We start from the raw sequence: 25,308 nt of genomic DNA on the forward strand, positions 1-25,308 counted from the left end.
GCTTGAATCACTTAATTTAATTTTAATAAATTCAATACAATTATCACATCAAATAAGTTACAAGTCAATTCTCGTAATATATGATACTTTTCTGAGTATATAGCTAATCTAGTGGATAAGATATAAAAATCCGCTTAATTTTAGCTCAGCTAAACTTTTAAACTCTTTTTTTTTCGTTCATTTTTGCCTAAAATTAGGCTTACATATTACTTAGCATTTTGGGAGAAAAACAGTGAAAGAAAAAGCAAAAAAAATTTTATTCTGGTTTATCCTTGTTCAACCGTTTCTTGACTTGTACTGGTTTTACCATGGCAGCCTTGCTACTATTTTACCTTTTACATTGCCGACCATTATTCGACTCATTGCCGTAGCTGTTTTATTTTGTCTATTTTTTAGCCAAAAAGAGTCGTGGCAGAAGTTGAGTACACAAAAATGGTTAATCGCCTATCTAATTTTATTAATTATTTATAGCTTTCTGCATTTAGTGCACGTACGGACATTTACCAGTGTTAATCCCACTAACTACGGTTACTCCACTAGTGGTGAGCTATTCTATTTGATTCGCATGTGTCTGCCACTCGTCATTATTTATTTAACCAAAGAACTTAATTTTGGCACAAAACAGTTACAGCAAGTAATCGAGGGCGTTTCTGGACTTTTTTCAGGCACAATTGTCCTATCAAACTTGTTCGTAATTTCACTGAAATCTTATGAAACAGGCGTAATCAGCGCTAATATTTTCGAGTGGTTTTTCAATCCAAATATCGGCTATTCGCATATGGCTTCGAAAGGTTTCTTTAATTTCACCAACATGATTTCAGCTGTTTTGTTTATGCTGTTACCGTTACTTATTTATTATCTATTTACTGATTTCAACTGGAGCACAATCACATTGAACGTTGTTCAGGCTTTAGCAATGATTGAAATCGGAACTAAGGTTGCCGCAATCGGCTTAATTGGCGGAATTCTAGTTGGGCTTCTGCTCTACCTATTCCACCGCTATATCCTTAAGAATGCGAAAAAAAATATGCTTGCCGTTTTAGTTAGTTTGCTAATTGGAGCAGGCTCGATTGCAATCTTACCTTTTGGTCCAGCAATTCATCGCTATAATTACGAAATATATTTGGCAAAGCAATCTGACCATGATTTATCCGACGAAACACGTGAATTGAATGCTGGCCTTAAAAAATATCCTACTGGTCAAAAGCGAGAAGACTTTTTACGAAGTTTTATTAAGGAAAACTACCAAGCCTATGCACTCAATCCAAAATTCGTCTTCAAGAGCTATCCTTACCAGTATGATCCTGAGTTTTGGTTAAAAATTATTAACGAGCCCGGTCAAACGCGTATGGAAAATCGCCATCTTGAAAAGGCTATGCTGAATCAAGTTGTTAAGACTAATGACAATAAGCTAGACAAATTCCTAGGTATTTCCTATGTTCGTGAAAACAACATTTTCAACTTAGAGCGTGACTTCGCGGCTCAGATTTATTCTTTAGGCTGGATTGGCATGTTAATCTTTGTCGGACCTTACTTGGCAATACTACTTTATGCTGCTTATCGCTGGCTCAGGTATCAATCAGCTCGAACCTATCTGGTTAGTTCATTAATTGTCTCAAGCGCTTTTATCTTGCTTGCAGCTTTTTATTCAGGCAACGTAATGGACTTCCTAACAGCCAGCTTTATCTTCGCATTCATTGAAGGAAACTTATTACTACAGGTGCGAAAAACGAAAACTAATACGACTATCAATTTAAATCAGAATTGAAAAGACTCGTGATAGATATAATAACTAAACCTAACTTTTGTTAGGTTTTTTTAGTTAATTAAAAATATACTGTGTCATGCTCTCTATCCCATATATCATCAAAAAAGTGTCTAAATATGGTAAAATCGAGACAAAACACTGGGGGTTCTAAAATGAGTGCAACAATTGTTAAACTGCTTGAAAGCAAAAATATGAGTGTTACAAAAGTTTCTGAAATTAGTAATGTTCCACTTAGTACCTTAAGAAATGCAATCGTTAAACCGATTGAAACCTGGTCAATCCGTGTGCTTAATGCGTTTGCAATTGGCTTAGGAGAAAGACCAGGAGATTTGTTAAACGTATTAGAAGCGCAACCATATATTTTAGATATAAATGATGAGACGCAAACTATCCAAGGAGTTTTTATTGCTGATAAAGAGACTTATCAGCAAATTAGAACTGTTGTCGAAGTTAACCACCTAGAAGGATGGAATCCAACAAAATCAGATATTCAGGAACTGCTAGATGAAGCAATCAATCCCGATCCTCAAGTAGCTAAACGTTTTGAAGAAGTTTGGGAGCAAGAACAGTGAATGATTGGATTAGTAAAACTCTGTATTCAAATGGTGTATTAAAAAACAAGCTCCATGTTCATGATGCAGCAGAATTAGAGAAAAAAGAGAATGAATTATCTGCTCGAAATGCTTTATTCCTATTACAAAAAAAGCCGCAGATAAAAGATATCAATGACCTTAAAAAAATTCACCAATTCTTATTTGGCGAACTATACGATTGGGCTGGTAAATATCGCCCAGGTAATTTTAGTAAAAATGGCTATCAGTTTTTTGACTTCACCAGATTTGATTTCGCTGAAAAAGACATCAATAGTATGCTACATAAGCATCCCAAAACAACGCTCTTATCTGCTAAAGACTATGCTGAACTATTAGACGCAATTAACTTTATGCATCCCTTTAGAGAAGGCAATGGTCGTAGCTGCAAAGTTTTCCTTTCTGCATACGCAGCTAATCATGGTCAAATTATTGATTATCCAAGAAAAAACGAAGAAATGATTCAAGCGCAAAGTGAGGCCAATATTGACAAGATTGCGAAATTAATTAAAGTTGAAAATACTCCAAGCCGTAATAGAACACTTCAATTATTGGCCTCACAGCAAAAGAATGCGCAGAAGCAAATTAACTAATCTAGACTCCCAAAAACTCTGGACAGCAAGAAATTGATTGCGATGATAATCCTTACCTTTAGTGAGGTTGGAAATTTATTATATGCCCTAATTCTTGGTAAGGCTTTTTATAACTTAATAATATCCTTAAAGCTACCGCATAACGAAAAGGGTCCTGAAAGCTAAACAACTTTCAGAACCCTTTTTATTATTAAAATTAATTTTACTTTTCTTTGATAAATGACGCGTCTGGAATCCTGATTAGATAATATCTAATAGCATTATGTCCAGCGTGCATGCCAATGCCATTTTGCCAAACTTTTTTATAATTGGCAGAGTAAACAGCCACATACGCACGCTGATATTTTCGATCCATTTTTTCTAGTTGCTTTTTGTCATAAGGAATCCTAGTAGCATTAAGATCGATTGGATTTTTACCATATGCTACCGTTGCAAAGTCGCTTGAAACTTGCGCTTTTCTACCATTACGGAAATAAGTATATGTTTGGGTGCCAATCTTTTTCTTCTTTGAATTAATCGTTACATAGGAAGAATTACCCTCACCTGTGTTCATTACCAGTGGTTCATAGGTTACTGTTGACGTGATTTTGCTCGTATCCTCAAGGTCTGGATTATCAAGCATTGTGCGATCAAATAACCAAATAAGTGCCACTAAAAAAATCACCACTTCAACTAGATCAATTAAAAAATTAGTCCAGCTAAATTTGCGGTGCTCCTTGATAATCATTGTAATTCGCCGTCTGCGAATGTTCTGAATGACAAAGATAAAATATAAAATGACAAAGACCCACAATAAGACGCCGAGCAAATTCCAACTAAACATAACACCCTCCTGTAATTGCTTTCATTATATTGTAAAAACTTGATTTTGAATAGTAAAAAAAGCCTAAACTATCTCCTGTTCATAAATAATCGGGCTATTTTTTCTTGGTTTTTGTAGTTTTCTTTTTCGTAGCAGCTTTCTTAGCGGCAGGCTTTTTAGCAGGTGCTGGCTCAGGCTTAGCATATTCTCTTACTTGCGTGATTTTTTCTTCGATTGCTTCCACTAGCTTTGCGGTGACTTCATCTTCGGATTGCATAATTTCATCTTCAGTAGCTAATTGATCAATCCGAAAATTCGATGCATTCAAAAATTCTGACTGTGTTTCAAAGTAAACATAGATTGGGTAGTCTTTGCCTTCTTCAAAAAAGTTACTGACCTTTTTGTAATTGCTATATGGCAAGTTGATAATATTATTTTCTAAAATGAAAGTGACTGGTCTTTGTCCTGTTACTTCAAGGGCAACATGGCTTAAAGAATCATGCTTGATTGCGGCAACTGTTTCCTTAACCATTTTCGTCGCTAGTTCCTTAAGCTTGGCTTTGGACTTACTAATGTCAGCGTATTTAACGGTTTCTAAATCTTGCAGGTAGTTTTGTTCTTCAATTCTCTCTGCTAAGTCTGTTAAGTTAATCTTCAAAATAAAAATTCCCTTTTAAGTTAATCAATTTGTTATCAGTCTTCTATTACGATACTCAAATTCATCATTAAAAACAATTTATTTTTCTTTCTTTAAAATTTTTTTTTAAAGAACAATTGTTTGAAGAAAGTGAACTTTTGTTCCTCTTTTTATCCAATTTTCTTTACAATCACTTGCGCTCAAGCTATTTGTGAATAAGATAAAATAACACTCTGCCAGTCTAAAAATCAAAAAAGCGTTTTTATATTTTTCAAGCTTAAAAAACATTACTTCCCGCACTTTACAAGCGTTTTCACAAAGAATAAAATTTAACTTGAATATAAAATTTTTAGCTAAAGTTTTAAATTGAAAGGTAGACAAATATGTCAGAAAAAGTTTACACAGATTATTTCTATAACTCAGATGATTTTGACAAAAATCATGGTATGGGCTACAAAGAACTTCATATTCCAGAAGGAGTAGAGGCTCAGCCTTTAATCGTTCCTCCAGTATTAGAGCCTGATAAGCAAGAAAACAATGATGTTTGGTACACCATTGAATCTCAAGAAGGTGAATTCCAATTTTTGCCAGGTAAGAAGACTCATACTTGGGGCTATAATTTCCCAGTTCTTGGTAAGACAATGGTTTTAACTAAGGGTCAACATGTACATGTAACCTTGAAAAACAGCTTGCCAGAATTAACTACTTACCATTGGCACGGTATGGAAGTTTCCGGTCCTGGTAACGATGGTGCATGTCACTCACCTGTATACCCAGGCGAAGAAAAGCAAATCGACTTCGTTGTTAACCAACCAGCCGCACTTACTTGGCTTCACGCTCACCCATGTCCATCAACTGCTTCACAAGTTTGGATGGGACTTGCAATGGGTGTTGTTGTTACTGATGCTAATGAAGCACAATTACCAATTCCTAAGACTTATGGTAAAGACGAATTCCCAATTATCTTGCAAGATAGAATCTTCCATGAAGATAACCAATTTGACTACAAGGCAGACTACAACGCAATGGGTATCTTTGGTGATACTCCAATTATCAACGGTGTTGTTCGTCCTTACGTTGATGTTACAACTCAAAAAGTTCGTTTAATCTTCTTAGGTGGTTCTAACCGTCGTGAATGGCGTTTACACTTTAGTGACGATTTGGTAATGACTCAAATCGGTGGTGACGATTCATTCTTGGAGCATCCAGTTAAGATGACTAAAGTATTAATCGGACCTGGTGAACGTCAACAAGTAGTTGTTGACTTCAGCAACTACAAAGAAGGTGACGTTGTTAACCTTTACACTGATGACTTCAAGTTAGTTGAATTTAGAATTCATAACTACGAAAAAGATGACAGCGTAATTCCTGACACCTTATTCAAGCCATATGATCCAGTTGTTAACCCTAACTCACCAGTTCCTCATGTTACTATGGACAACCACAACATGATCAACGGTAAGAAGTTTGCTATGCAACGTATCGACTTGAAGCAAGACTTAATGAACGCAGAATACTGGGACGTCACTAACACTAACGACAAGGTTAACGGTATGTTACACCCATTCCATATTCACGGTGCTCACTTCTTAGTCGTTTCACGTAATGGTGAAGAACCATATCCAAACGAAAAGGGCGTTTACAAGGACACTGTTGAAGTTGCCCCACAAGAAACTGTTCGTTTGAAGGTTTACTTCCAAAACACTGGTGTCTTCATGTACCACTGCCACATCATCGAACACGAAGATGCAGGTATGATGGCTCAAATTCAAATCGTTGATCCAAAAGATCCAGATAAGACATATGAATTGATGGACATGGAAACTTTAACTAAGGCCTTCTCAGAAGAAAAGGGTATTCCTATGGATGAAGTTTACTGCCCAGGTATGGATACTGAAGGTATGGCTGTTAAGGGTGTTGACCACTCATTAGACGCACTTTCAGGTGCTAGCCACAGCCACCATGAAGAACATCACGAAGAAGCTCCAGTTAGTCATGAAGAACCTAGCCACGAAGACGCTACTTCAGGTGCAAGTCATCACTAATTAATTTATTTTTGCATAAATCAATTAAAACCACTCAAGCAATTGAGTGGTTTTTCTTTTCTCCAAAATATAATGGTTAAAATTTCCCTAAATAGCTTGGACTTGTTATGAAATTTAGCAAATTCCTTTGCTTTTTTTCTTTATCATGTGGTTAAATAGCCCTATGAGAAAGAAAAGAACACTTACCCGAAAAATTATGTATCTACTTTTGGGTGTAATTTTTTTAGGACTGGTTTTTGCAGTTCTTAACTCAAGAGCATTTCAAGATCGCTACGACTGGTTAACCTTGAAGTCAGAACAAAAACTTGATGTACCGCTAGAGAATCAGTACCCTGACCTGCCAAATGGCTGTGAAGTTACTTCGCTATCCATGCTATTGCAATATTATGGCATCAAGGTCAATAAGCTGGATTTATCAGAAAATATCAAACACGTTGCTTCATACACAGATAATGGTCAATATCGTGGTAATCCCCATGTTGGCTTTGTCGGATATATGAGCCAAGCTAACGCTGGCTGGTGCGTTTATAATGAGCCTCTTGAACAGGTTGCACGTAAATACACTAATCGGGTGCAAAACTATACCGGCCATGACTTTATTCAGGTCCTGAAGCGTGTTTCTGAGGGCCATCCTGTTTTAATTATCACCACAATCAAGTTTAACCGTGTTAATGACATGCAAACTTGGGACACTGCTCAAGGAAAGGTCCATGTAACCCCTTCTTCACACGCATGTGTAATTACAGGTTTTAATAAGAAAAACGGTACAGTACTCGTAAATGACCCGTTCGGACATAAAAACAAAGTAGTCTCATGGAAGAACTTGGAAAGCAGTTATATTCAGCAAGGTAAACAGGCTATCTACATTAACTAAAAACGCAGTCCCAGATTATATGGGATTGCGTTTTTTATAAGCAAAAAGAGCAGATTCAATTAAGAATCTGCTCTTTTTAAATCGAGGCCCGTTAAAAAATAGGTGACTACTTCTGTTCACATCAGGTTGGTCAAGCACCAACACTTCCCGTGTCTGCCAATTAAGGCTGGTGTCCTCATCCAAATACGCATCTCGCGTTTTGTCGACTCGTATTAATTATTATACGAATTTTTCTTCTCTTTGTAAAACTTTTTTGCTCTGAAAAAAATCTCGACAAACATATTAGACAGTAACATCCCTAGCGCGATTGAGCCTGTAACAATAATCACTCTTAGTGCTGAATCACTCGCACCATTGATATTTCCAGCTGTTAATTCCCTAACCGCTTGGTAAGCCGGAACACCTGGAACTAATGGAACAATTGCCGGAATATAAAATACAGATGCAGGACACTTTTTTCTTCTAGCAAAAACAATTGCCAAAATTCCAATTGCAAATGATCCTAAAAGGTTTGAAATCAGTCTTCCCATTGATGCTCTCATTGCTAACCAATAAATAATCCAGCTAACTACTCCGCTCACTCCCGCCAAGTTCAGCACCCGATGCGGAACATTAATGGTCAATGCAAAGCCAACAGAAGCAAGGTAGGCAAATAAGATATTAATAATTAACTCTAACCAAAATGGCATTTTTAAGCTCCCAAAAATTTCAATATAATACCTACTCCGCCACCAAGTGCAAAGGCGGTAAGCAAGGCTTCACAAATTTTAACCATCCCGGATAACAGATCACCCTTAAACAAATCACGTAGCGCGTTTGTTAAGGACAAGCCTGGCACTAGTGGCATCAGTGCTCCTGTTAAAATATTGTCGATAATCATTGCCGGAAAAAGGTGAACTATTCCAACCGCGACTGTCGTCATAATCATCGCCGCGACTAATTCAGCTAAATATTTAACCTTTGTAAATCGTTTAAAGTAATATGCTGAGACAAAACCAATTGCACCAACAACTGCAGCAGCGGGGAAATCAAGCCAATCGTAGTTTTCAATAAACATTACCATTAATGTCGCACTTAAAACAGCAGCACCAATTACTTGTACCCATAAAGGAAAAACTGGAAAATCACCATTGGCAATTTTATAAACCTGCTCTTTTACTTGTGGCAAAGTGATTTTATGTGCAGCAAAATCACGTGATAATGAATTAATGCGGTCAACTAGTTCCAAGTTGATATTCCGCTCATGAACCAAAATGCTTTGGCAATAGTTCCCTCGATCAAGGCTCATAAAAATCCCTGTCGGTACGATAAAGACACGTGGATCAGGTTCACCGGCGGTTTTTGCGATTCGCACCATTGTGTCCTCAACACGATACATCTCACTACCGCCTTCAATCATTAGCTCGCCAACTGTTAAGCATGTATCTAGTAAATCATGGTAAAAAGAGCTATCTTGCTTGCTAGACATAATTTTTCCTCTAATTATTATTCATTGTCTCAATGTCAATCGTCTTATCAATCCAATTACCTTGGAAAAAATCACGCTCATGACTAACGATAATTACTGCACCTGGGAACTTCACGATTGCATCCCTAAGTGCATCTTTTGAATCACGATCCAAGTGGTTGGTCGGCTCATCCAAAAATAGCAGGTTAGCCGGTTCGAACTGCATTTTAGCCAACTTAACCTTTTCCTGTTCCCCACCGGATAGCTTTTTCAGTGGACTCATTGCCTGTTGCGCAGTTACACCTAGTCTAGCTAGGGCCCCACGCAATTCTTTAGGCTTGATTCGTTCAAAAATCTCCTGCAAGTATTGTAGCGGTGTCATATTCTTATTTGGCCAAGCTAAATCCTGCTTAAAATATGCAACCTTTGCCGTTTCTGACAGTTTAAATGAACCAGAGATTGGCTCTATTTGACTTAGTAACGTTTTTAATAAAGTCGACTTACCGATCCCATTAAAACCAGTAATTGCAATTTTTTCATTACCACCAACTGAAAAATTAAATGGCTCCTTTACGATTGCCTCATCATAACCAATAACTAAGTCTTGGGTTTGTAAAAGCAAGTTGGCAGCAGTCGCTACATAAGGAAATTCAAAATGTGGTTTGCGGTTACCCTTAGGCGGATTCAATACGTCCATTTTAGCCAGTTGACGTTCACGTGATTTGGCACTCTTTGAACGGGTACCTGCTTTATTTTTTCGAATATAGGCTTCAGTCTTAGCGATTTTTCGTTGCTGGTTAGTATAGGCCTTTAGGTAAGTTTCACGATTAGCCTCTTTTTGACGCATTGCCTGTTTCAATGTACCCGTGTAGCGAGTAATTGTGCCGAGGTCAATATCAATAATGCAGTTGGCAATTCGACCAAGAAAATCATAATCGTGACTGACAACAATAAATGCTCCGGCAAATTCGTTTAAGTAATCGACTAACCAATCGATGTGTGACACGTCAAGGTAGTTAGTTGGCTCATCCAAAAGAAGAACATCAGGATTTTGCAGTAGCAACTTGGCTAAAATAATTTTCGATCGCTGACCACCTGAAAGCTGACTAACATCATGTTCATAGCCTAATTCTGCTAGCCCTAAGCCAGAAGCAACACGTTCGATTTCAGTATCAATTCCGTAAAAGTTATTTTCTTCTAAGTATGTTTGAATCTTTCCTGCTTTTTCCAGTAACTCATCGTTGCCGTCTTCCGCATATTCCTCATACAATTTATTTAATTCTTCCTCTTTTTGGTATAGCTTTTCAAAAGCTGTACGTAAAAACTGTCGAATGGTCACACCAGGTGCTAATTTAGCATATTGGTCTAAATAGCCAACCGTCACACGATTTTGCCATTTAATCTGGCCCTCATCAGGAAGAATTTCACCAGTCAAAATTTTAATTAAAGTTGATTTGCCAACTCCGTTTTGGCCGGTGACTCCCATGTGGTCTTCTTTATTGAGCACAAAATTGCCATCCTGATACAAAGTCTTATCTTCAAAGCCCTGACCTAAATCTTTAACTGTTAGTAAGCTCATTGTGCATCTCCTTTGGGTTAATCAAATTATATAGTAAAGTAATCTTTTTTGCTTGCAGTTTTAATTAATTACATCCGAAATAAAAAGGTGGACGTCTTGCCCACCCTTTTATTTTCATCTTATTCCAAGTGCTTTTCTTTAGTTGTAATTGCTAGGATTTTTAATCATCCCTAATAACAGCTGTCTGTTTTAGACTATTAGCTGCATATAAGCCAAAATTAGTCTTAAGTCAAAATTTTTTGTCTTATTAATAGTCTGCGTACTGTTTCATAATTATCTATTATTGCTTAAATCAAGTCAAGACTATCCAAAGCACCGTTGCAGTTGGCACAAAGAAAGAATACATTTGATTGGTAAAATTTTGTGTCTTAAAGGTGGTCATAAATAAAAGATGTCTGACTTTTCGTCAGACATCTTTTTATTTTCGTTCCTGCTCATACTTTTGCAGAGCATCTAGAACTTTAGGCCAGTAGCGTTTAGGCAAGATTAACTGCAATTTATCATTATAGATAGGAAAATCACTTGCTTTCATCCCTGTTATTTTCGCCAAATCTTCATCTGACAAATGAAATTCACGTGCAATCCGCTTAATTTCATAGGAAGCATGCCCACGAAACCATGAAAGAGCAAAGAAGAATAATGCGAAAATCCCAGCAACCATGACAGAGACAGGGAGCGTCAAATGGAATGATCGCAGACAAATAAAGAATGCTGCAATAAAGCCAATTAGTGCAGACAATACACCATAAATAATGGGGAAAAGTGCCTTCTTTTGCATTTCGTTCTCCTCTTAGTTCCACTTAAATAACTTACTTCAAAAGACTTACTGCCCAGTAGAATTATCACTGCCTGTGCCATTCCCAGTATCAGAAGAGCCATTAGTATTATTGGTACTATCAGTGCTTTCATTAGTAACAACAGAATGATAAATTTGATAATTAGTAAACGGATTAGGATCCTTCCAATTAATGTGATTGTTTTGCTCATTCAACTTATTGAGCTTAGTTTCATCATTATCCAAAACTTGTTGTTCTAACCCTAAATTAGCACGCATTTTGTTTGAAGCTTTTTGTAATTCTTCAGTTGATGCAACCTGGATTGAAGAACCATTAATCCATGCATCGTGACCTTGAATGTACCCACTACTAATATTTTGCGAACAGCCGCGGTAAGTTAACGCCAAAGCCAGCATGTCATTGAAGGTTAAGTTAGTTCGGACATATTTATTAAAAATCTTAACTAACTTGCGGTAGTTAGCAATTGAATCAACAGAAACAGCCTTGTGTACGACAGCATTAATTACTTGTCGTTGCCTCATTTGGCGGCCGTAGTCTCCTCTAGGATCGTCATGACGCATACGGACATAAGCCACAGCATGACGACCATTCAAATGCTGCTTTCCTTTATGGAAATCACACCAGTCATAAGAGAACTTAAATGGAACATTAACGTCGACACCACCAACAGCATCAACTAGACTCTTTAAGGCCTTCATGTTGACTTCAACATAATAGTTAATCGGTACATTTAACAACGCAGATACGGTACTCATTGACGCTTTACTGCCACCGATACCGTAAGCTGAGTTAACCCTAAACATATTATATTTGTCCCCTGGATCGCCCAAAATGTTGGCTAACGTATCTCGCGGAATCGAGGTCATTGTTGCCTTATTTTTTCCTGGATTAGCCGTTGCTAAAATAATTGTATCAGAATTACCTTTATCATGACGTCCTTCAAGCCCTTGATCAACGCCAAGAATTAGAACTGAAATAGGTTGCCGATTAGCGATTCGAGCAGAGGTAGCGGTGTTACCGTCTTGCCCATCGATGGCACTATGCAAAGCAAAGTACATATGAGCTGCCCAAGCGAGTCCACAACTTAAGCATAAGACAGCTACAATACCGCAAATTCGAGCAATTACACTACCCGTCATTTTTTGTGCTGGTGAAGCAAAAACATGATTGCGGTGAAGATTTAGAGAAGATTGATGTTTACGATAATCTTCTCTACGTTTTGAACTTGGTTCCATACCTTTATTCAATTCCCTTCATAATTATCCAAGTTTATTTGTATCACTTTCAAAGTTGAATTAGAATATTACCAAATATAATTAATAATATCTTATTTTTTATTATTTGGCATAACTATTATTAACACATGTAAGGAGATTTTTATGGCTATACCTAAAAGAACAGAAGTCCCAGAAGAACTTAAATGGGACTTAACAAGAGTATTTAGTTCAGATAATGACTGGGAACAAGAATATACTCTTATCAAAAAAGAAGTGCAAGACTTAAGCAAACTTAAGAAAGATTTTACTAAGGATGGTCATCATCTGTACGATGACTTAACCAAAATTTTAGAAGTTGGTCGCCGTTTAGAAAAAGTCTATGTTTATGCAACAATGTCCAGTGACGTTGACTCAAGCGACTCACACTATCTTGGCTATGTAGCACAAGCCCAAACCTTAGTAAGCCAATTTGAAGCAGCAACTTCCTTTATGAACCCTTCAATTTTAGAGCTCTCGCAAGCAGAGTTAAAACAGTTTATGGAAGATGAGCCCAAGCTAAACAATTACGCTCATATGCTTGAACAAATTATGCAGCAAAAGCCGCATACTCTTTCGGCACAGGAAGAAAAAATAATTGCTGATGCTGGGGATGCCCTTGGCACTTCAGAAAACACCTTCAACGTTTTGACAAATTCAGATATGGAATATGGTTACGTTGAAACAGATGATGGCGAAATGGTTCAGCTGTCAGACGGACTTTATTCCAACCTCATTCAATCGCAAAACCGTGAAGTGCGTAAAAATGCCTTTGATGTAATGTATGCTACCTATGGCCAATTTGAAAATTCACTTGCTTCAACTCTTTCAGGAGTTGTTAAACAGCATAATTACTTGGCTCGAGTTCATAATTATGACTCTGCACGCAGCTCAGCTTTAGCAGAAAATCACGTACCTACTGTTGTCTATGATACTTTGATTAGTGAAGTTGACAGTCACCTTGATTTACTTCATGACTACGTTGCTTTGCGCAAACAAATTCTTGGACTTGATGATCTGCAAATGTGGGACTTGTATGTTCCACTAACTGGAACACCGTCATTGTCATATACTTTTGAGCAGGCAAAAGCAGAGGCTAAAAAAGCCCTAGCTCCATTAGGAGAAGATTACTTAAAGCAAGTTGATTATATTTTTAATAACCGTGTAATTGACGTCGTTGAATCACAAAATAAAGTTACTGGTGCTTATTCTGGTGGCTCTTATGATACAGATGCTTATGAGCTTTTGAACTGGGAAAATAATATCGATTCACTTTACACCCTTGTTCATGAAACTGGCCACTCTGTCCACAGTATGTACACACGTCAAACTCAACCTTATGTTTATGGCGATTATCCTATTTTTGTGGCTGAAATTGCATCAACTACCAACGAAAATATTTTAACCGAGTACTTTTTAGATCATATTACGGATTCAAAAACACGTGCTTTTGTGCTTAACTACTACCTTGATTCGTTTAAGGGAACACTATTTAGACAAACTCAATTCGCTGAATTTGAGCAGTACATTCATGATTTAGACGCCAAAGGTGAGCCATTAACTGCAGACATGCTTGACGACTTCTACGGTGACTTAAACCAGCGTTACTATGGCGATGCGGTTGAACCAGGAAGTGAAATTGCTAAAGAGTGGGCAAGAATTCCACACTTCTATTACAATTTCTACGTTTACCAATATGCAACTGGCTTTGCAGCAGCAACTGCACTAGCCAATAATGTTGTGCACGGCACATTAGAACAAAGAGAAGCTTATATTAACTTCTTAAAATCAGGTTCAAGTGATTACCCAGTCGAAATCATGAAGAAAGCCGGAGTTGATATGACTAAACCAGATTATCTGGAAGAAGCCTTTGAAACCTTTAAAAAGCGCCTAGCCGAATTTAAAGACATCATCAAAAATGATTTTAAATAAAAATAAAAACCACTTCATATTTTGAAGTGGTTTTTGCATGCCTAAGCATATTCTTGCCAAAATTTCCGTGCAATTGCTTGGTAAAGCTGACATCCCACGAGATAGTCATCAACTTTAACAAATTCATTCGGCTGATGTGCTGTTAGACCATCAGATGGTCCCAGAATAATGATTGGAAAAGCGCCAGCCTGAATATATTCTGATGAATCTGTTGCGCCAGTTCCTGCAGTGAAATCACAGGAGCGATTAAAATCATTTTGAACAACTTCCTGAGCCAATTTAGCAAGCTTTGTCCCTGCCTGACTTGGGAGTGGAACTTCAGGGAAACTATAGCGAATTGTTAATTCCGCACCCTGTTTATTGAGTTCAGCAATTAAATCTTCTAATTCCTGATAAATTTGATCATTAGAATAAAGTGGCGTTGTCCGAATATTTCCTGAAAGCCATGCACTATCAGGGACCGAGTTAATTTGACTACCACCTTGGATCTGACTAATGACATGGGTAAGCGAACCTAAGACTGGATCTTTTTGGTCATGACAATCCATTAGTTCCTGTACACGCTGGGCAAAAGTGACCAATGGCATAATTGCATTGCGGCCCTTTTCAGGTGTAGAAGAATGAACACAAAGACCTTTAGAAGTAACATAATAGTCAATCACACCTTTGTGCGTGACGCGGACGTCAAAATTGGATGGCTCACCGACTATTAATCCATCTAAGTCGTTTGCATAGCCTTCTTTTGCTAGCTGGGCTGCACCATATTCACCGGTCTCTTCGCCAACGGAAGCTAACAACCTAATTCGACCTGGTAGTTCTTTTCCACTATCTAATAAATCGAGCATGGCTACAACCATGGCAGATAGGCCTGATTTCATGTCGCTAGTTCCACGGCCATAAATTTTGCCATCTTGAACAGTCGCTTCAAAAGGCGGATACTGCCAGTTCTCTAATTCTCCTGCGGAAACAACATCTTCGTGTCCTGAAAAGCCAAGCAAGGGGCCGTGGCTTCCCATTGTAATAACCAGGTTATCACGTCCTGGAGCATAAGACACACGTTCTATTTCTACGTCATATCCTTTAAAAAGATCTGTTAGGTAATCTGCAACTAAACTTTCATGATCATTAGCCGAATCAATCGCAATTAAATCGGTCAAAATTTTAAGTGCTCGTTCTTTTTCCACAGCTTTATCCCCTCTTATGCTTCAAGTACCTTAGCTAAAAAGTCTTGCGCACGTTCAGTCTTTGGGTGCTCAAAGAACTCTTGTGGCGTTGCTTTTTCTTGAATATAACCATCTGCCATAAACCATACTTCATCTGCAACGTTTTTGGCAAAGCCCATTTCATGGGTAACAACAACCATTGTCATCCCCTTTTGAGCCAAGTCCTGCATAACCTTAAGTACTTCCCCGACCATTTCAGGATCTAATGCTGAGGTTGGCTCATCAAAAAGCATTACTTCTGGATCCATTGCTAATGCACGTGCAATCGCTACACGTTGTTGTTGTCCGCCTGATAAATTAGCTGGAAAAGCCATCGCTTTTTCTTCTAGTCCAACTTGTTTTAAAAGTTCAACAGCTTTAGCAGTTGCTTCCTCATCACTAGCGTTTTTAACTTTCATTGGTGCTAACTTAATATTTTCAATAATATTCATATGTGGAAATAAATTGAATTGTTGGAACACCATGCCCATTTTTTCACGCAAGGTATCAAGCTGTTTTTCACTTAAAGCAGTTAATTCTTTATCTTCAAACAGCACTTTGCCTGCAGTTGGTTGATCCAATAAGTTAAGGCAACGCAAAAAAGTACTCTTACCAGCTCCTGATGGTCCGACTAAACAAATAACCTGGCCATCTTTAACTTCTGCATTAATGTCTTTTAAAACTTCATTTTTGCCAAAAGTTTTCTTCAAGTGTTCAACTTTCAACACTGGCGCATTTTTAGTCATGATTCATTTTCCTTTCAAAAACTTTCATTAAGCTAGACAAGCCAAAGGTTATGATGAAGTACAAAATCATAGTGATTACTAATGGCATGACTCCACGGTAAGTATCAGCTTGGACAATTCTTGATTGGTAAATCAGATCCTTCACACCGATAACCGATACAATGGAACTTTCCTTAATTAGGGAAACAAATTCATTACCAAGTGCTGGCCAAATATTCTTCATTGCTTGCGGCATGATGACATAGCGCATTGTAGCTGTCTTAGACAGTCCCAATGAGCGAGAAGCTTCGGTTTGCCCAACTGAAATTGAGCTAATTCCTGACCGAATTACTTCAGCAACGTAGGCCGCCGAGTTCAGTGAGACCGCAATGATTCCTGATAAAAGTGCAGGTATATTAATAACTAAGCCTAAGCCAAAGTAAATGAATAATAATTGCACCATTAATGGTGTGCCACGAATGAATTCAATATATGCTGTAGCAATTGAGTGTGCAATTTTATTATGACTTAAGCGCATTAAGGCTAGGATTGCTCCTAAAAGAAAGCCAAAGAAAACTGAAATTGCCGAAATAAATAGCGTATAGCCAACACCAGCAATAAAGAAGTCCTTGTAGGCCCACATCGAGTTAGAAGCCTTAACCTCTTTTTTAGTTTTGCCTTTAGCAATATATTTACCAACATTAGGTAAATATACTTTAGTTACTAATTTCTTCTTTTTAATTTCATCGATTGATTTATTAGCAGACTTAACTAAACTTTTAGCGCCTTTATGAAAAGCTACAGCACTACCTTGAGAAGGTATTTTAAGTCCAGAAGGTATTGATGTTATGCCATCTGTATTTTTCGCAAAAGCAGCAGCAGATGCAGTATCAACTAAGACTGCATCAAACTTGTTAGTTTTCAGGCCTAAAATAAGATCGTTGGTCTTATCCATTGTTTTGATTTTAGACTTTTTGGCTTGTTCCTTAAGCAGTGTGGCTTGCATACTACCAGTTTGTGCACCAATCGCTTTGCCACTAAAAGACCGATAATCATGGAATTTACCTTTGTCGGACTTTCTAATGATTAGATCCTGTCCACTTTTATAGTAAGTTTGACTAAAGTCAACACTTTGTGCCCGCTTCGGTGTTGCGGTCATTCCAGAAATGACCATATCAATCTTACCTGTCTCAAGGGCAACCAATAATGAATCAAAGTCCATCGTTTTAATGACTAGCTTAACCCCCATGTCTCGGGCAATTTTGCGGCCAACTTCGATATCCATACCCATTACTTTGGATTTGCCATTCACATTTTGGACAAATTCATAAGGAGGAAAATCGGGGCTAGTTCCCATAACCAACTCGCCCTTTTCCTTGACCTTTTTCAAATAATTATCCGTTACTTTTGGGGCTTGCGTACTTTCGGCAGCATTGACAGTTTGTGGCACTAACGCCAACATCATCATTGCTACCAAAAGCGCTTCAAGCCATTTCCACGCTTTTTTCATTATTCCTGCCCTCCGAGGTTAGTATAGTTATTGCAATTATAATAATATGAAAATTAGAATACAACGATATATTTGAGTTATTTTCTCATTTATCATATTTTATCGCAAAAAAAAGCCTTGTCGCATATCGATTTACCCAATATAGACAAAGCTCCTTGATAATCTTATTTAATTATTAATGGTGTGAAGCACCTGAAACTGCATCAGCTGCACTTTCTTTCATTTGATTTTCTGCAGTTACAGGGTATGGCTTGATTCTTGAAGGATCAGTGTTTGACTTCAAGTTATCAGCTGCGTAGTTGATGTGCGTAATTTTAGCGTGCTTAACATCTTCAATTGTCTTGCAACCAGTCAATTGCATATCAATCAATAATTCCTTATTGAGTTGTTCAATTACTGATTGCACACCTTTAGCACCACCAAGAGCTAAACCGTAAAGGTATGGTCGACCAACACCAACAAGGTCTGCACCAAGTGCTAAAGCCTTAAAGACATGTGAACCACGGCGAACACCTGAATCAAAGACAATAGGTACACGATGGTTAACTGCCTTAGCAATTTCTGGCAACATATCGATAGTAGCTGGACCACAATCAACTTCACGTCCACCGTGGTTAGTGACATAAATCCCATCAGCTCCGGCACCCATTGCTAGATATGCATCTTCAGCACAAACTACACCTTTGACAAAAACTGGCAAGCCGGACATTTCCTTAATTCGTTTAACATCTTCTGGACCAATCTTTTGTGCAGATGAAGCGTACATTTGCGCAACAGTTTGACCTTCACCTTTACCGCCCTGGTAACGAGTGAAGAAATCTAGTGGTACAGGGTAGGCAAAGTTAGTTCTAAGGTTAGCTTCGCGATAACCAGAAACAAGTGCATCAACCGTCAAGAAAATACCCTTGTATCCAGCTTTTTTGATTGCTTCAAAGACCATCTCGTTAAAGTCCCAATCCTTACTTAAGTAAAGTTGGAAAAAGCGTGGTGCATCTGGAGCTGCTGCTGCAATATCTTCAACGCTCTTATTAGCATATGTACTTGATGAAAAGAGTGCGCCAGCCGCTGCTGCACCCTTTTGAGTGGCGACTTCTGCATCCTTGTGAGAAATACCATGACATGCAATTGGTGAAATCATGACAGGCGTCTTGAGTTTCATTCCCATGAATTCAGTATCAAGCTGTGGATTATCCATATTTGTTAATGCACGTGGCACAATTTGGAAATGGTTAAATGCAGCAATATTATTACGCCATGTCCATTCATTTTCAGAACCTGAAGCAATGTAGTAGTAAGCACCCTCTGGCATTACTTCTTTCGCACGCTCTTCAAGTTCATCAAGGTTAATCATGTCGATTGCTTCATCCCGATCGCTTTGGGGAAATCCATTATAATATGATGTCATTATAAATACTCCTTTTTAACTCTAAAATGTCATACATCTATTATACATGCAAACACTTACAAAAGTTAGTGACGCTTGTTAAGAAACATTAAAATATCAGCCTTTACAGCGTTCATTTTTTCACAAACAAAAAGAGGAATCTATTATTATAGACTCCTCTTTATTATTTTCCTTATAGGCTACGCTTAATTAAATGGGTGAAGTAAGTAACAAGATAGATTACTACTTCAATCACTGCAATAAAGAAAGTTACAGGTAAATTAGTAATAAAACCAAGATACAATCCTAGCCAGACCCCAATTAAAGCAAAGAAAACAGACCATGCAATCATCGAGCCAATTGTTTTACCAATATAATTGGCCGTTGCGGGTGGTAAGGTGAGCAAAATGAAAACTAGCAAGGAACCAACAATTTGCGCACCAATCGAAACAGACATTGCCAGTGCAATTAAGAAAATCACACTGACTAAACCAGTTTTTACTCCGTGAGCTACCGCTCCAATATGGTCGAATGAATCAAAATTGAGTGACCTCTGAATACTAAAAATCATTAGTAAAACAATTACTGACAAGACTACCAGCTGGATAACCCCCTGCTTGTCAACACCAACAATACTTCCAAATAAAATATTAGTTGCGTAGTTACTGTTTGCACCAGAAATTGCTAAAAATAGCACTCCTAGTCCTGTAAAAAGTGCCGAAATCGCACTAATTGATGATTCTTTTTGATCACTGTGAAGTGATAATTCGCCAACACTAATCGAACCAAGGAGTGTGAACAGTAACATTCCCCAAAGTGGCCCAATTCCAAGCCACACAGCAAAAGCTGCACCTGCGAACCCAATCTCAGATAATGTGTGCGCCAAAAAACTAAAATTACGGGCAACTACATAAACACCAACGGTACCACACGTTATTGCAATAAAGGTACTGGCCAAGAAGGCATTACGCATAAAATCAAAAGCAAACATTATTCATACGCCTCCTTAAATTGAGCCATTTCGCCTTGTTCAATGTGCCCATTAATTAAATACAAATAGTTCTGCATATATTTTTGTGCTAATGCAACATCATGGGTAACAAATAAAACAGTAATATTATGTTTTTCATTTAAATGTCTAATTAGCTTCATCAGTTCGTCTTTAGCCATAGGATCCAGACTTGCCGTTGCCTCATCAAGGATAATTACGTTCGGGTGATCAAGTAGCGCCTGTGCTAAATAAGCGCGCTGCTTCTGTCCACCAGAGGCTTCGCCCATCCTGGTGTGCCTAATTTCATATAAATTAGTTTCCTGTAATTGGTTCTTGATGGCTTCTTTAACTTCACGTTTTTTAAAAGTCGATGCATTTAAACCAACAAAAGCCTCGATTGATAGTGGATATTCCGCATCAATATTTCGAAACTGCGGTACATAACCTAGCTTGACACCATCTGCAAACTTAAAAGAGCCTGTTGTTGGTGCTAGCATTTTCATTAAAATACTAATTAAGGTTGTTTTGCCTGTACCGTTTGGTCCTAAAAGAGCTGTTGTTGAACCTTTTTCTAAATTAAAATTGAGGTCCGAAAAAACAGTCTTTTTATCAAATCTCATTGAGAGATTTTTTACTTCTAAAATGTCAGACAATTTTCTCTCCTTAATAATATCTTTTACTTAAAATTTCCCACTTTAATGTATTGATCTTCATCAATAATATAATACTTACGACCGTCTATCTTTACTCGGCCACCATATGTTCTAACATAACTGCCACGTTTGAATTTACCAGTGCCAACACGCTTGCCCTCCCTATCATAAATATAGGCATTATGTGTTAAAAGCTGCAAGCTTCCTTCAATATTGGTTGCGACAACATATTGATCTGTCCCAATTTGGAAATACTTTTTGCCTTTAATAGTTTTGGTACCATAAACGCTTAACTTTGTTCCAGCCTTCTTAGTAGGTTGCTTAGTTTTTTCACCATTACCATCATAAACTAAAGCATTGTGCATCAATAGCTTAGTATCAATCGGCTTTGGTTGTTGCGTCGGTTTAGGCGTTGATGGTTTTGCTGGTGTGACAGGTTTTGCTGGTGTGACAGGTTTTGATGGAGTTGGCGCCGGTGTAGTAGAACCAGTTGAACCATTATCATAATAGTATTTAATCAGGTCGAAGAAATCATCCATTGAATAGCCCCATTTAGCAAAATAGCCATCTGGGTCGCCATGATCTGTCCCGCCTAAGAATTTAGAAACTGCTGCGTGTGACCAAACGGTTCCTTTACCAGTATGAACAGCATTAACAGGAGCAAGATTATACTGGCGCATAATTTGCGCAATGTAAATTGCATCATTATTGATGCTTTTGGCAAAGTCAGCCAAATTATTATCTTCACACAGTTCAACTTGGAAAAAACGGCTGTTGGCAACTGGGCCAGCACCCCAAACACCATGATCTGGTGAAGTCATCTGGATTACACCAGTTTTATCCACAAATGCATGAACATAAGAATAGATATTCATCCACTCACGGTTAAAATAAATTGCTTCGTTATATGCGGAAGCTCCTGGTGTAGCAGTTTCGTGAACAACCACACCTTCGGGCTTACCGTAGCGGTAATTCAAAGGATTGCTGGCATAAAAATCATTATATTTTATGCCTTGCTGCTGAAGCATTTGATCAAGGTAAGTTATACCACCATAGCTATTTTGTTTAGCCATATCATTAATCGAGCTTGCCTGAACGACCGCAGAATCATTTGCCATTGCGACCGCCGTAAGCGGAACCGCCATTCCTACAGCTACAGCCATAGCAGCAACTAATTTCCTCATTTTTATTCCCTTTCAATAACTATTTCTTGGCTACATCAGCCAACTTTTGATAACTTTCAGTCATCCAATCAAGGTAAGTCATCTTAGTCGGAATCGTTTCTCTAACTTTTAAAACTGGTATTTTATTCTTTTTTGCCAATTTAATAAAATTATTAACCGTCGTACTCGAAGTCTGCTCATTATCAACAAAGAAGGCTATCTTGCGCTTCTCAATTCCATGCGTCATTTCTTGAACGGTCGCAGCACTAGGATCTGTATTATTTTGAATTGCTTTTTCAAAGTCCTGGTTTGCTACCTTAATATTAACAGAAGATAAGGCATAATCAAAAACAGGTTCACTAACATAAACCGGTTTATCAACCTGATGATCTATTTTTGCCGCATCTTTTTTGATTCGGTCAATCTTAGCTAAATACTTCAATCCATTTTCACGGTAGTAATCAGCATGTTTCGGATCCTTTTTACTTAGCCGCTTAATTAAGTAATTAACATACTCTTTTGGCATGTTCAAATCAAACCAGATATGCGGGTTATCACCTTTTTTGCGTCCCATTAGGTCTTCACCAACTTTAATTGGTTCTTTTTCTACAGAAGACGCAAGTTTATCCATCCAGCTATCGTAGCCTAGCCCATTTTCTATTACAATATCAGCACTTGATAGAGCCTTGGCATCATTAGTAGTTGGCTCAAAATCATGCGGATCCGCACTAGGATTTTTAATGAGGGCTTCTGCCTTACCATATCTTCCAACAACGTTTTGCGCAATATCTGCATAAACGTTAGTGGTTGTCATAATCGAAATTTTTTTGCTACTCTTCTGTGGCTTTTGCGAACATGCCCCCAGGGTGATTGCTACCACGCTAAATAAAACAGTTACAGCAAAAAATTTCTTCAATTTTTCAAATTTCATCTTGTTAAAAAACCTTTCAATTTAATAATCGGCTTTTACCCCGTTATCACATAGTAAGTCGTAGATTTGTATTTTCACTTACTATTAATAACCATTATACAGCAATTAAAGTCACTTACAAATAATAACCAAAATCAGCTCTGATAGTTCCTAGTAAACAAAAAAGCGTACGAAAATTTTGCGCGCTTTTAAAGTAAGTAAATAACTAAGCTTTATAATATACTTTCATCATAAAAGCCCAGAAGCTGGTCAATTTTTAGGCTCAGTACATTTGGTTATCTTTTTCTTTTCTTCATTCGACGTACTATTCATTTTTTACCTATTATTTCTTTCACTATTACCATCCTAAAGCAGTAACTGTTGGATAACAAAAAAGAGACAACTCACTTCAAAAGTGTGATGTCTCTTCATTTTTACAGGGACAATATCCCCATTACTAGACTTGGTTAATTTATCTAATTATTTTTGTTCTTGCTTGTCAACTGGCTTCTTCCATAATCCTAAGATTACACCAGCAACAATTGAACCAATAATAGTGGCTACAAAGTAAAGCACAATATGGTTAGCAAGTGGTGATACCCATAGACCACCGTGAGGTGCAGGAACACCAATCCGCCATAGGCCTACTAGAGCACCACCGACAGCAGAACCAATAATACATGAAGGAATAACATGACCTGCATCTGCAGCAGCGAATGGAATAGCTCCTTCGGTAATGAATGAGAAACCTAAAATCCAGTTAGTTAAACCTGCACGACGCTCATCCAAAGTGTACTTGTTCTTGAAGAAGGTAGTACCAATTGCAGTAGCAAATGGTGGAACCATCCCACCAACCATTACGGCAGCCATCATTACAGCGGCAACAGTTGAATGAGGGTCGTTAGCAAAGGCACCTGATGCAAATACGTAAGCAGCCTTGTTGAAAGGTCCACCCATATCAATTGACATCATCGCAGCCAAAATAGTTGTTAAGACTACTAAGTTGCCTGTCCCCATTTGGTTTAAGAAGTTAGTAATTGCAAAGTTAACTGCACTGAAGATTGGGTTAATAATGTAGTACATAATTAAGGCAATCAGCAGCAAACTCAAAATTGGGTAAATGAGCATCGGCTTCATTCCCTCAAGTGATTTTGGCAATTTAGCAAACAGCTTCTTTAAGCCAACTACTAAGTAACCAGCAATAAAACCGGAAGCAAGCCCGCCTAAGAAACCGGCTGGTGATTTAGCATTAGTTACAACATTAGCAACATAAGCACCGCCGTATGCTCCACTATAAACGGTAGCCATGAAACCACCAACAAAACCTGGCATTAAGGCAGGCAGGTCACCAATTGATTCAGCAATATAACCTGATAGGATTGGCACCATGAAGGCAAAGGCCATGTTACCAGCATTGTTTAAGAAAATGAAAGCAGGTGATTTTGGTCCACCGGCAAAGTTTTCAACGATGAAGGAAATGGCCATTAAGATACCACCACCGATAACGAATGGTAACATGTGCGAAACACCGTTCATTAGGTTTTGGTAAATTGAGCCCCAGAATCCCTTCTTTGAATCATCACTTGTTTCAGAACTTGCTTGACCGTCTGAGTGGTAAACACTAGCTTTTGAATCTAAAATTGTTTCAACTAATTCATCTGGCTTGTTAATACCATCGACAACTGGACGACTGATTAATGGCTTACCATCAAAACGTGGCATGTCCACTTTCTTGTCTGAAGCAATAATGACACCTTTAGCACGACTAATTTCATCAGCTGTCAATTTATCTTTAACACCTTCAGAACCATTAGTTTCAATGCGGACATCCGCACCGCGTGCTTTACCTGCTTTAATAATAGCTTCTTGAGCCATGTAAGTATGAGCAATACCGTTAATACATGCAGTAACACCAACAATTAATGGCTTTTCTTCACCAGTTGAAGCAGCAGGACTAGCAGCTTGTTCTTTTTCAGCCTTCTTATCTGCATCGCTCTTTTGTTCAGCTTCTTCGAATAAGTTAATAACTTCTTCTGGATTCTTTGCTTCCTTAAGTGCAGCAACTAAATCAGGATTGATTAGTAAACCTGAAAGTTTTGCCAAAGCCTCAAGGTGAGTATTGTCTGCACCATCAGGAGCAGTGATCATAAAGAAGAGGTTAACTGGTTGACCATCAAGTGAGTTGTAGTCAATTCCCTGTGCACTCTTAGCAAAAAGTACACGTGCCTTATTGATAGACTTGTTGCGCGCGTGAGGCATTGCAATTCCGTCACCAATACCGGTTGTTGATTCATTCTCCCGTGCCCAAATCGATTTGATGAATTCATCTTCATCGTTGACGATGCCTGTTTCGACCTCTAAATCGGCCATTTCCTTAATAGCATCTTCTTTATTAGTCGCATTAAGCGACATAATCATCGATTCAGGAGCTAAAATATCTTTAATTTTCATTA

At 38.0% G+C, this 25,308-nt stretch carries 22 protein-coding genes; 6 read left to right on the plus strand and 16 right to left on the minus strand.

Annotated elements, in window-relative coordinates; all coding sequences use genetic code 11:
* Nucleotides 1-232 precede the first annotated feature (232 nt).
* From DKL56_RS06845 to DKL56_RS06855, 3 genes are all read left to right on the plus strand, one after another.
* Entirely contained in the window at nt 233-1,768 is a 1,536-nt protein-coding gene (locus DKL56_RS06845; protein ID WP_109715862.1) for an O-antigen ligase family protein, read from the plus strand.
* Nucleotides 1,769-1,920: 152 nt separating this feature from the next.
* Entirely contained in the window at nt 1,921-2,340 is a 420-nt protein-coding gene (locus tag DKL56_RS06850) for a helix-turn-helix domain-containing protein (RefSeq protein ID WP_109715863.1), read from the plus strand.
* Nucleotides 2,337-2,951, plus strand: a complete 615-nt coding sequence (locus tag DKL56_RS06855) for a Fic/DOC family protein (RefSeq protein ID WP_109715864.1) — start codon at nt 2,337-2,339, stop codon at nt 2,949-2,951. The genes DKL56_RS06850 and DKL56_RS06855 overlap by 4 nt, the downstream gene beginning before the upstream one ends.
* 202 nt (nt 2,952-3,153) lie before the next feature.
* Here the strand turns inward: DKL56_RS06855 and DKL56_RS06860 are convergent, their stop codons facing one another.
* Both DKL56_RS06860 and DKL56_RS06865 read right to left on the minus strand, forming a co-directional pair.
* Nucleotides 3,154-3,774, minus strand: coding sequence for an LVIS_2131 family protein (locus tag DKL56_RS06860; RefSeq protein ID WP_074425865.1), 621 nt, complete (start codon nt 3,772-3,774; stop codon nt 3,154-3,156).
* A gap of 94 nt (nt 3,775-3,868) precedes the next feature.
* Entirely contained in the window at nt 3,869-4,411 is a 543-nt protein-coding gene (locus DKL56_RS06865; protein ID WP_109715865.1) for a hypothetical protein, read from the minus strand.
* A gap of 362 nt (nt 4,412-4,773) precedes the next feature.
* Here DKL56_RS06865 and DKL56_RS06870 point away from each other — a divergent pair, with 362 nt between their 5' ends.
* Nucleotides 4,774-6,435 carry a multicopper oxidase family protein gene (locus DKL56_RS06870; RefSeq protein WP_109715866.1) on the plus strand — a complete coding sequence of 554 codons (1,662 nt, stop codon included), beginning with the start codon at nt 4,774-4,776 and terminating at the stop codon, nt 6,433-6,435.
* Between the two features lie 163 nt (nt 6,436-6,598).
* Nucleotides 6,599-7,309 (plus strand): C39 family peptidase, encoded by a 711-nt coding sequence (locus DKL56_RS06875; RefSeq protein ID WP_239440578.1) that lies wholly within the window; start codon nt 6,599-6,601, stop codon nt 7,307-7,309.
* A 212-nt stretch (nt 7,310-7,521) separates the two neighbouring features.
* On the opposite strand, the gene DKL56_RS06880 is transcribed toward DKL56_RS06875, so the two are convergent.
* From DKL56_RS06880 to DKL56_RS06900, 5 genes are all read right to left on the minus strand, one after another.
* A complete protein-coding gene (locus DKL56_RS06880; RefSeq protein WP_046307789.1) occupies nt 7,522-7,998 on the minus strand; it encodes a threonine/serine exporter family protein in 477 nt (158 codons plus the stop codon).
* 2 nt (nt 7,999-8,000) lie between these two features.
* On the minus strand, nt 8,001-8,777 hold the full coding sequence (locus tag DKL56_RS06885; RefSeq protein WP_109715868.1) for a threonine/serine exporter family protein: 777 nt from the start codon (nt 8,775-8,777) through the stop codon (nt 8,001-8,003).
* A 10-nt stretch (nt 8,778-8,787) separates the two neighbouring features.
* Entirely contained in the window at nt 8,788-10,335 is a 1,548-nt protein-coding gene (locus DKL56_RS06890) for an ABC-F family ATP-binding cassette domain-containing protein (RefSeq protein WP_046307793.1), read from the minus strand.
* Nucleotides 10,336-10,753: 418 nt separating this feature from the next.
* The gene (locus tag DKL56_RS06895; protein ID WP_109715869.1) at nt 10,754-11,113 is read right to left on the minus strand and encodes a hypothetical protein; all 360 of its coding nucleotides are present in this window, start codon (nt 11,111-11,113) and stop codon (nt 10,754-10,756) included.
* A gap of 45 nt (nt 11,114-11,158) precedes the next feature.
* Nucleotides 11,159-12,367, minus strand: a complete 1,209-nt coding sequence (locus tag DKL56_RS06900; protein ID WP_109715870.1) for an LCP family glycopolymer transferase — start codon at nt 12,365-12,367, stop codon at nt 11,159-11,161.
* A gap of 144 nt (nt 12,368-12,511) precedes the next feature.
* On the opposite strand from DKL56_RS06900, the gene pepF reads away from it, so the two are divergent.
* The gene (gene pepF, locus DKL56_RS06905; protein WP_109715871.1) at nt 12,512-14,317 is read left to right on the plus strand and encodes an oligoendopeptidase F; all 1,806 of its coding nucleotides are present in this window, start codon (nt 12,512-12,514) and stop codon (nt 14,315-14,317) included.
* A gap of 41 nt (nt 14,318-14,358) precedes the next feature.
* On the opposite strand, the gene DKL56_RS06910 is transcribed toward pepF, so the two are convergent.
* The 9 genes from DKL56_RS06910 to DKL56_RS06950 all read right to left on the minus strand — a co-directional run bounded on the left by DKL56_RS06910 (nt 14,359) and on the right by DKL56_RS06950 (nt 25,306).
* A complete protein-coding gene (locus DKL56_RS06910; RefSeq protein ID WP_074425875.1) occupies nt 14,359-15,501 on the minus strand; it encodes an ArgE/DapE family deacylase in 1,143 nt (380 codons plus the stop codon).
* Between the two features lie 14 nt (nt 15,502-15,515).
* A complete protein-coding gene (locus DKL56_RS06915; protein ID WP_046307802.1) occupies nt 15,516-16,265 on the minus strand; it encodes an amino acid ABC transporter ATP-binding protein in 750 nt (249 codons plus the stop codon).
* Entirely contained in the window at nt 16,258-17,754 is a 1,497-nt protein-coding gene (locus tag DKL56_RS06920; protein WP_109715872.1) for an ABC transporter substrate-binding protein/permease, read from the minus strand. Before DKL56_RS06920 ends, DKL56_RS06915 begins: the two co-directional genes overlap by 8 nt.
* A 175-nt stretch (nt 17,755-17,929) precedes the next feature.
* Nucleotides 17,930-19,159, minus strand: coding sequence for a lactate oxidase (locus DKL56_RS06925; RefSeq protein WP_074425877.1), 1,230 nt, complete (start codon nt 19,157-19,159; stop codon nt 17,930-17,932).
* Between the two features lie 172 nt (nt 19,160-19,331).
* The gene (locus tag DKL56_RS06930) at nt 19,332-20,129 is read right to left on the minus strand and encodes a metal ABC transporter permease (RefSeq protein WP_074425878.1); all 798 of its coding nucleotides are present in this window, start codon (nt 20,127-20,129) and stop codon (nt 19,332-19,334) included.
* Nucleotides 20,129-20,749, minus strand: coding sequence for a metal ABC transporter ATP-binding protein (locus DKL56_RS06935; protein WP_109716050.1), 621 nt, complete (start codon nt 20,747-20,749; stop codon nt 20,129-20,131). The genes DKL56_RS06930 and DKL56_RS06935 overlap by 1 nt, the downstream gene beginning before the upstream one ends.
* A gap of 56 nt (nt 20,750-20,805) precedes the next feature.
* Nucleotides 20,806-21,972 (minus strand): SLAP domain-containing protein, encoded by a 1,167-nt coding sequence (locus DKL56_RS06940; RefSeq protein ID WP_109715873.1) that lies wholly within the window; start codon nt 21,970-21,972, stop codon nt 20,806-20,808.
* 13 nt (nt 21,973-21,985) lie between these two features.
* Nucleotides 21,986-22,876, minus strand: coding sequence for a metal ABC transporter solute-binding protein, Zn/Mn family (locus tag DKL56_RS06945; RefSeq protein ID WP_109715874.1), 891 nt, complete (start codon nt 22,874-22,876; stop codon nt 21,986-21,988).
* A gap of 459 nt (nt 22,877-23,335) precedes the next feature.
* A complete protein-coding gene (locus DKL56_RS06950; protein WP_109715875.1) occupies nt 23,336-25,306 on the minus strand; it encodes a PTS fructose transporter subunit IIABC in 1,971 nt (656 codons plus the stop codon).
* Nucleotides 25,307-25,308: the final 2 nt, after the last annotated feature.

Source organism: Lactobacillus apis, from assembly GCF_003150935.1.
Classification (GTDB): Bacteria; Bacillota; Bacilli; order Lactobacillales; family Lactobacillaceae; genus Lactobacillus; species Lactobacillus apis.

Coding starts and splice junctions, on each gene's coding strand:
- DKL56_RS06850 (WP_109715863.1), top strand. CDS start 1,921: ATGAGTGCAACAATTGTTAAACTGCTTGAAAGCAAAAATATGAGTGTT.
- DKL56_RS06860 (WP_074425865.1), bottom strand. CDS start 3,774: ATGTTTAGTTGGAATTTGCTCGGCGTCTTATTGTGGGTCTTTGTCATT.
- DKL56_RS06870 (WP_109715866.1), top strand. CDS start 4,774: ATGTCAGAAAAAGTTTACACAGATTATTTCTATAACTCAGATGATTTT.
- DKL56_RS06875 (WP_239440578.1), top strand. CDS start 6,599: ATGAGAAAGAAAAGAACACTTACCCGAAAAATTATGTATCTACTTTTG.
- DKL56_RS06880 (WP_046307789.1), bottom strand. CDS start 7,998: ATGCCATTTTGGTTAGAGTTAATTATTAATATCTTATTTGCCTACCTT.
- DKL56_RS06885 (WP_109715868.1), bottom strand. CDS start 8,777: ATGTCTAGCAAGCAAGATAGCTCTTTTTACCATGATTTACTAGATACA.
- DKL56_RS06890 (WP_046307793.1), bottom strand. CDS start 10,335: ATGAGCTTACTAACAGTTAAAGATTTAGGTCAGGGCTTTGAAGATAAG.
- DKL56_RS06895 (WP_109715869.1), bottom strand. CDS start 11,113: ATGCAAAAGAAGGCACTTTTCCCCATTATTTATGGTGTATTGTCTGCA.
- DKL56_RS06900 (WP_109715870.1), bottom strand. CDS start 12,367: ATGGAACCAAGTTCAAAACGTAGAGAAGATTATCGTAAACATCAATCT.
- pepF (WP_109715871.1), top strand. CDS start 12,512: ATGGCTATACCTAAAAGAACAGAAGTCCCAGAAGAACTTAAATGGGAC.
- DKL56_RS06915 (WP_046307802.1), bottom strand. CDS start 16,265: ATGACTAAAAATGCGCCAGTGTTGAAAGTTGAACACTTGAAGAAAACT.
- DKL56_RS06920 (WP_109715872.1), bottom strand. CDS start 17,754: ATGAAAAAAGCGTGGAAATGGCTTGAAGCGCTTTTGGTAGCAATGATG.
- DKL56_RS06925 (WP_074425877.1), bottom strand. CDS start 19,159: ATGACATCATATTATAATGGATTTCCCCAAAGCGATCGGGATGAAGCA.
- DKL56_RS06930 (WP_074425878.1), bottom strand. CDS start 20,129: ATGTTTGCTTTTGATTTTATGCGTAATGCCTTCTTGGCCAGTACCTTT.
- DKL56_RS06935 (WP_109716050.1), bottom strand. CDS start 20,749: ATGAGATTTGATAAAAAGACTGTTTTTTCGGACCTCAATTTTAATTTA.
- DKL56_RS06945 (WP_109715874.1), bottom strand. CDS start 22,876: ATGAAATTTGAAAAATTGAAGAAATTTTTTGCTGTAACTGTTTTATTT.
- DKL56_RS06950 (WP_109715875.1), bottom strand. CDS start 25,306: ATGAAAATTAAAGATATTTTAGCTCCTGAATCGATGATTATGTCGCTT.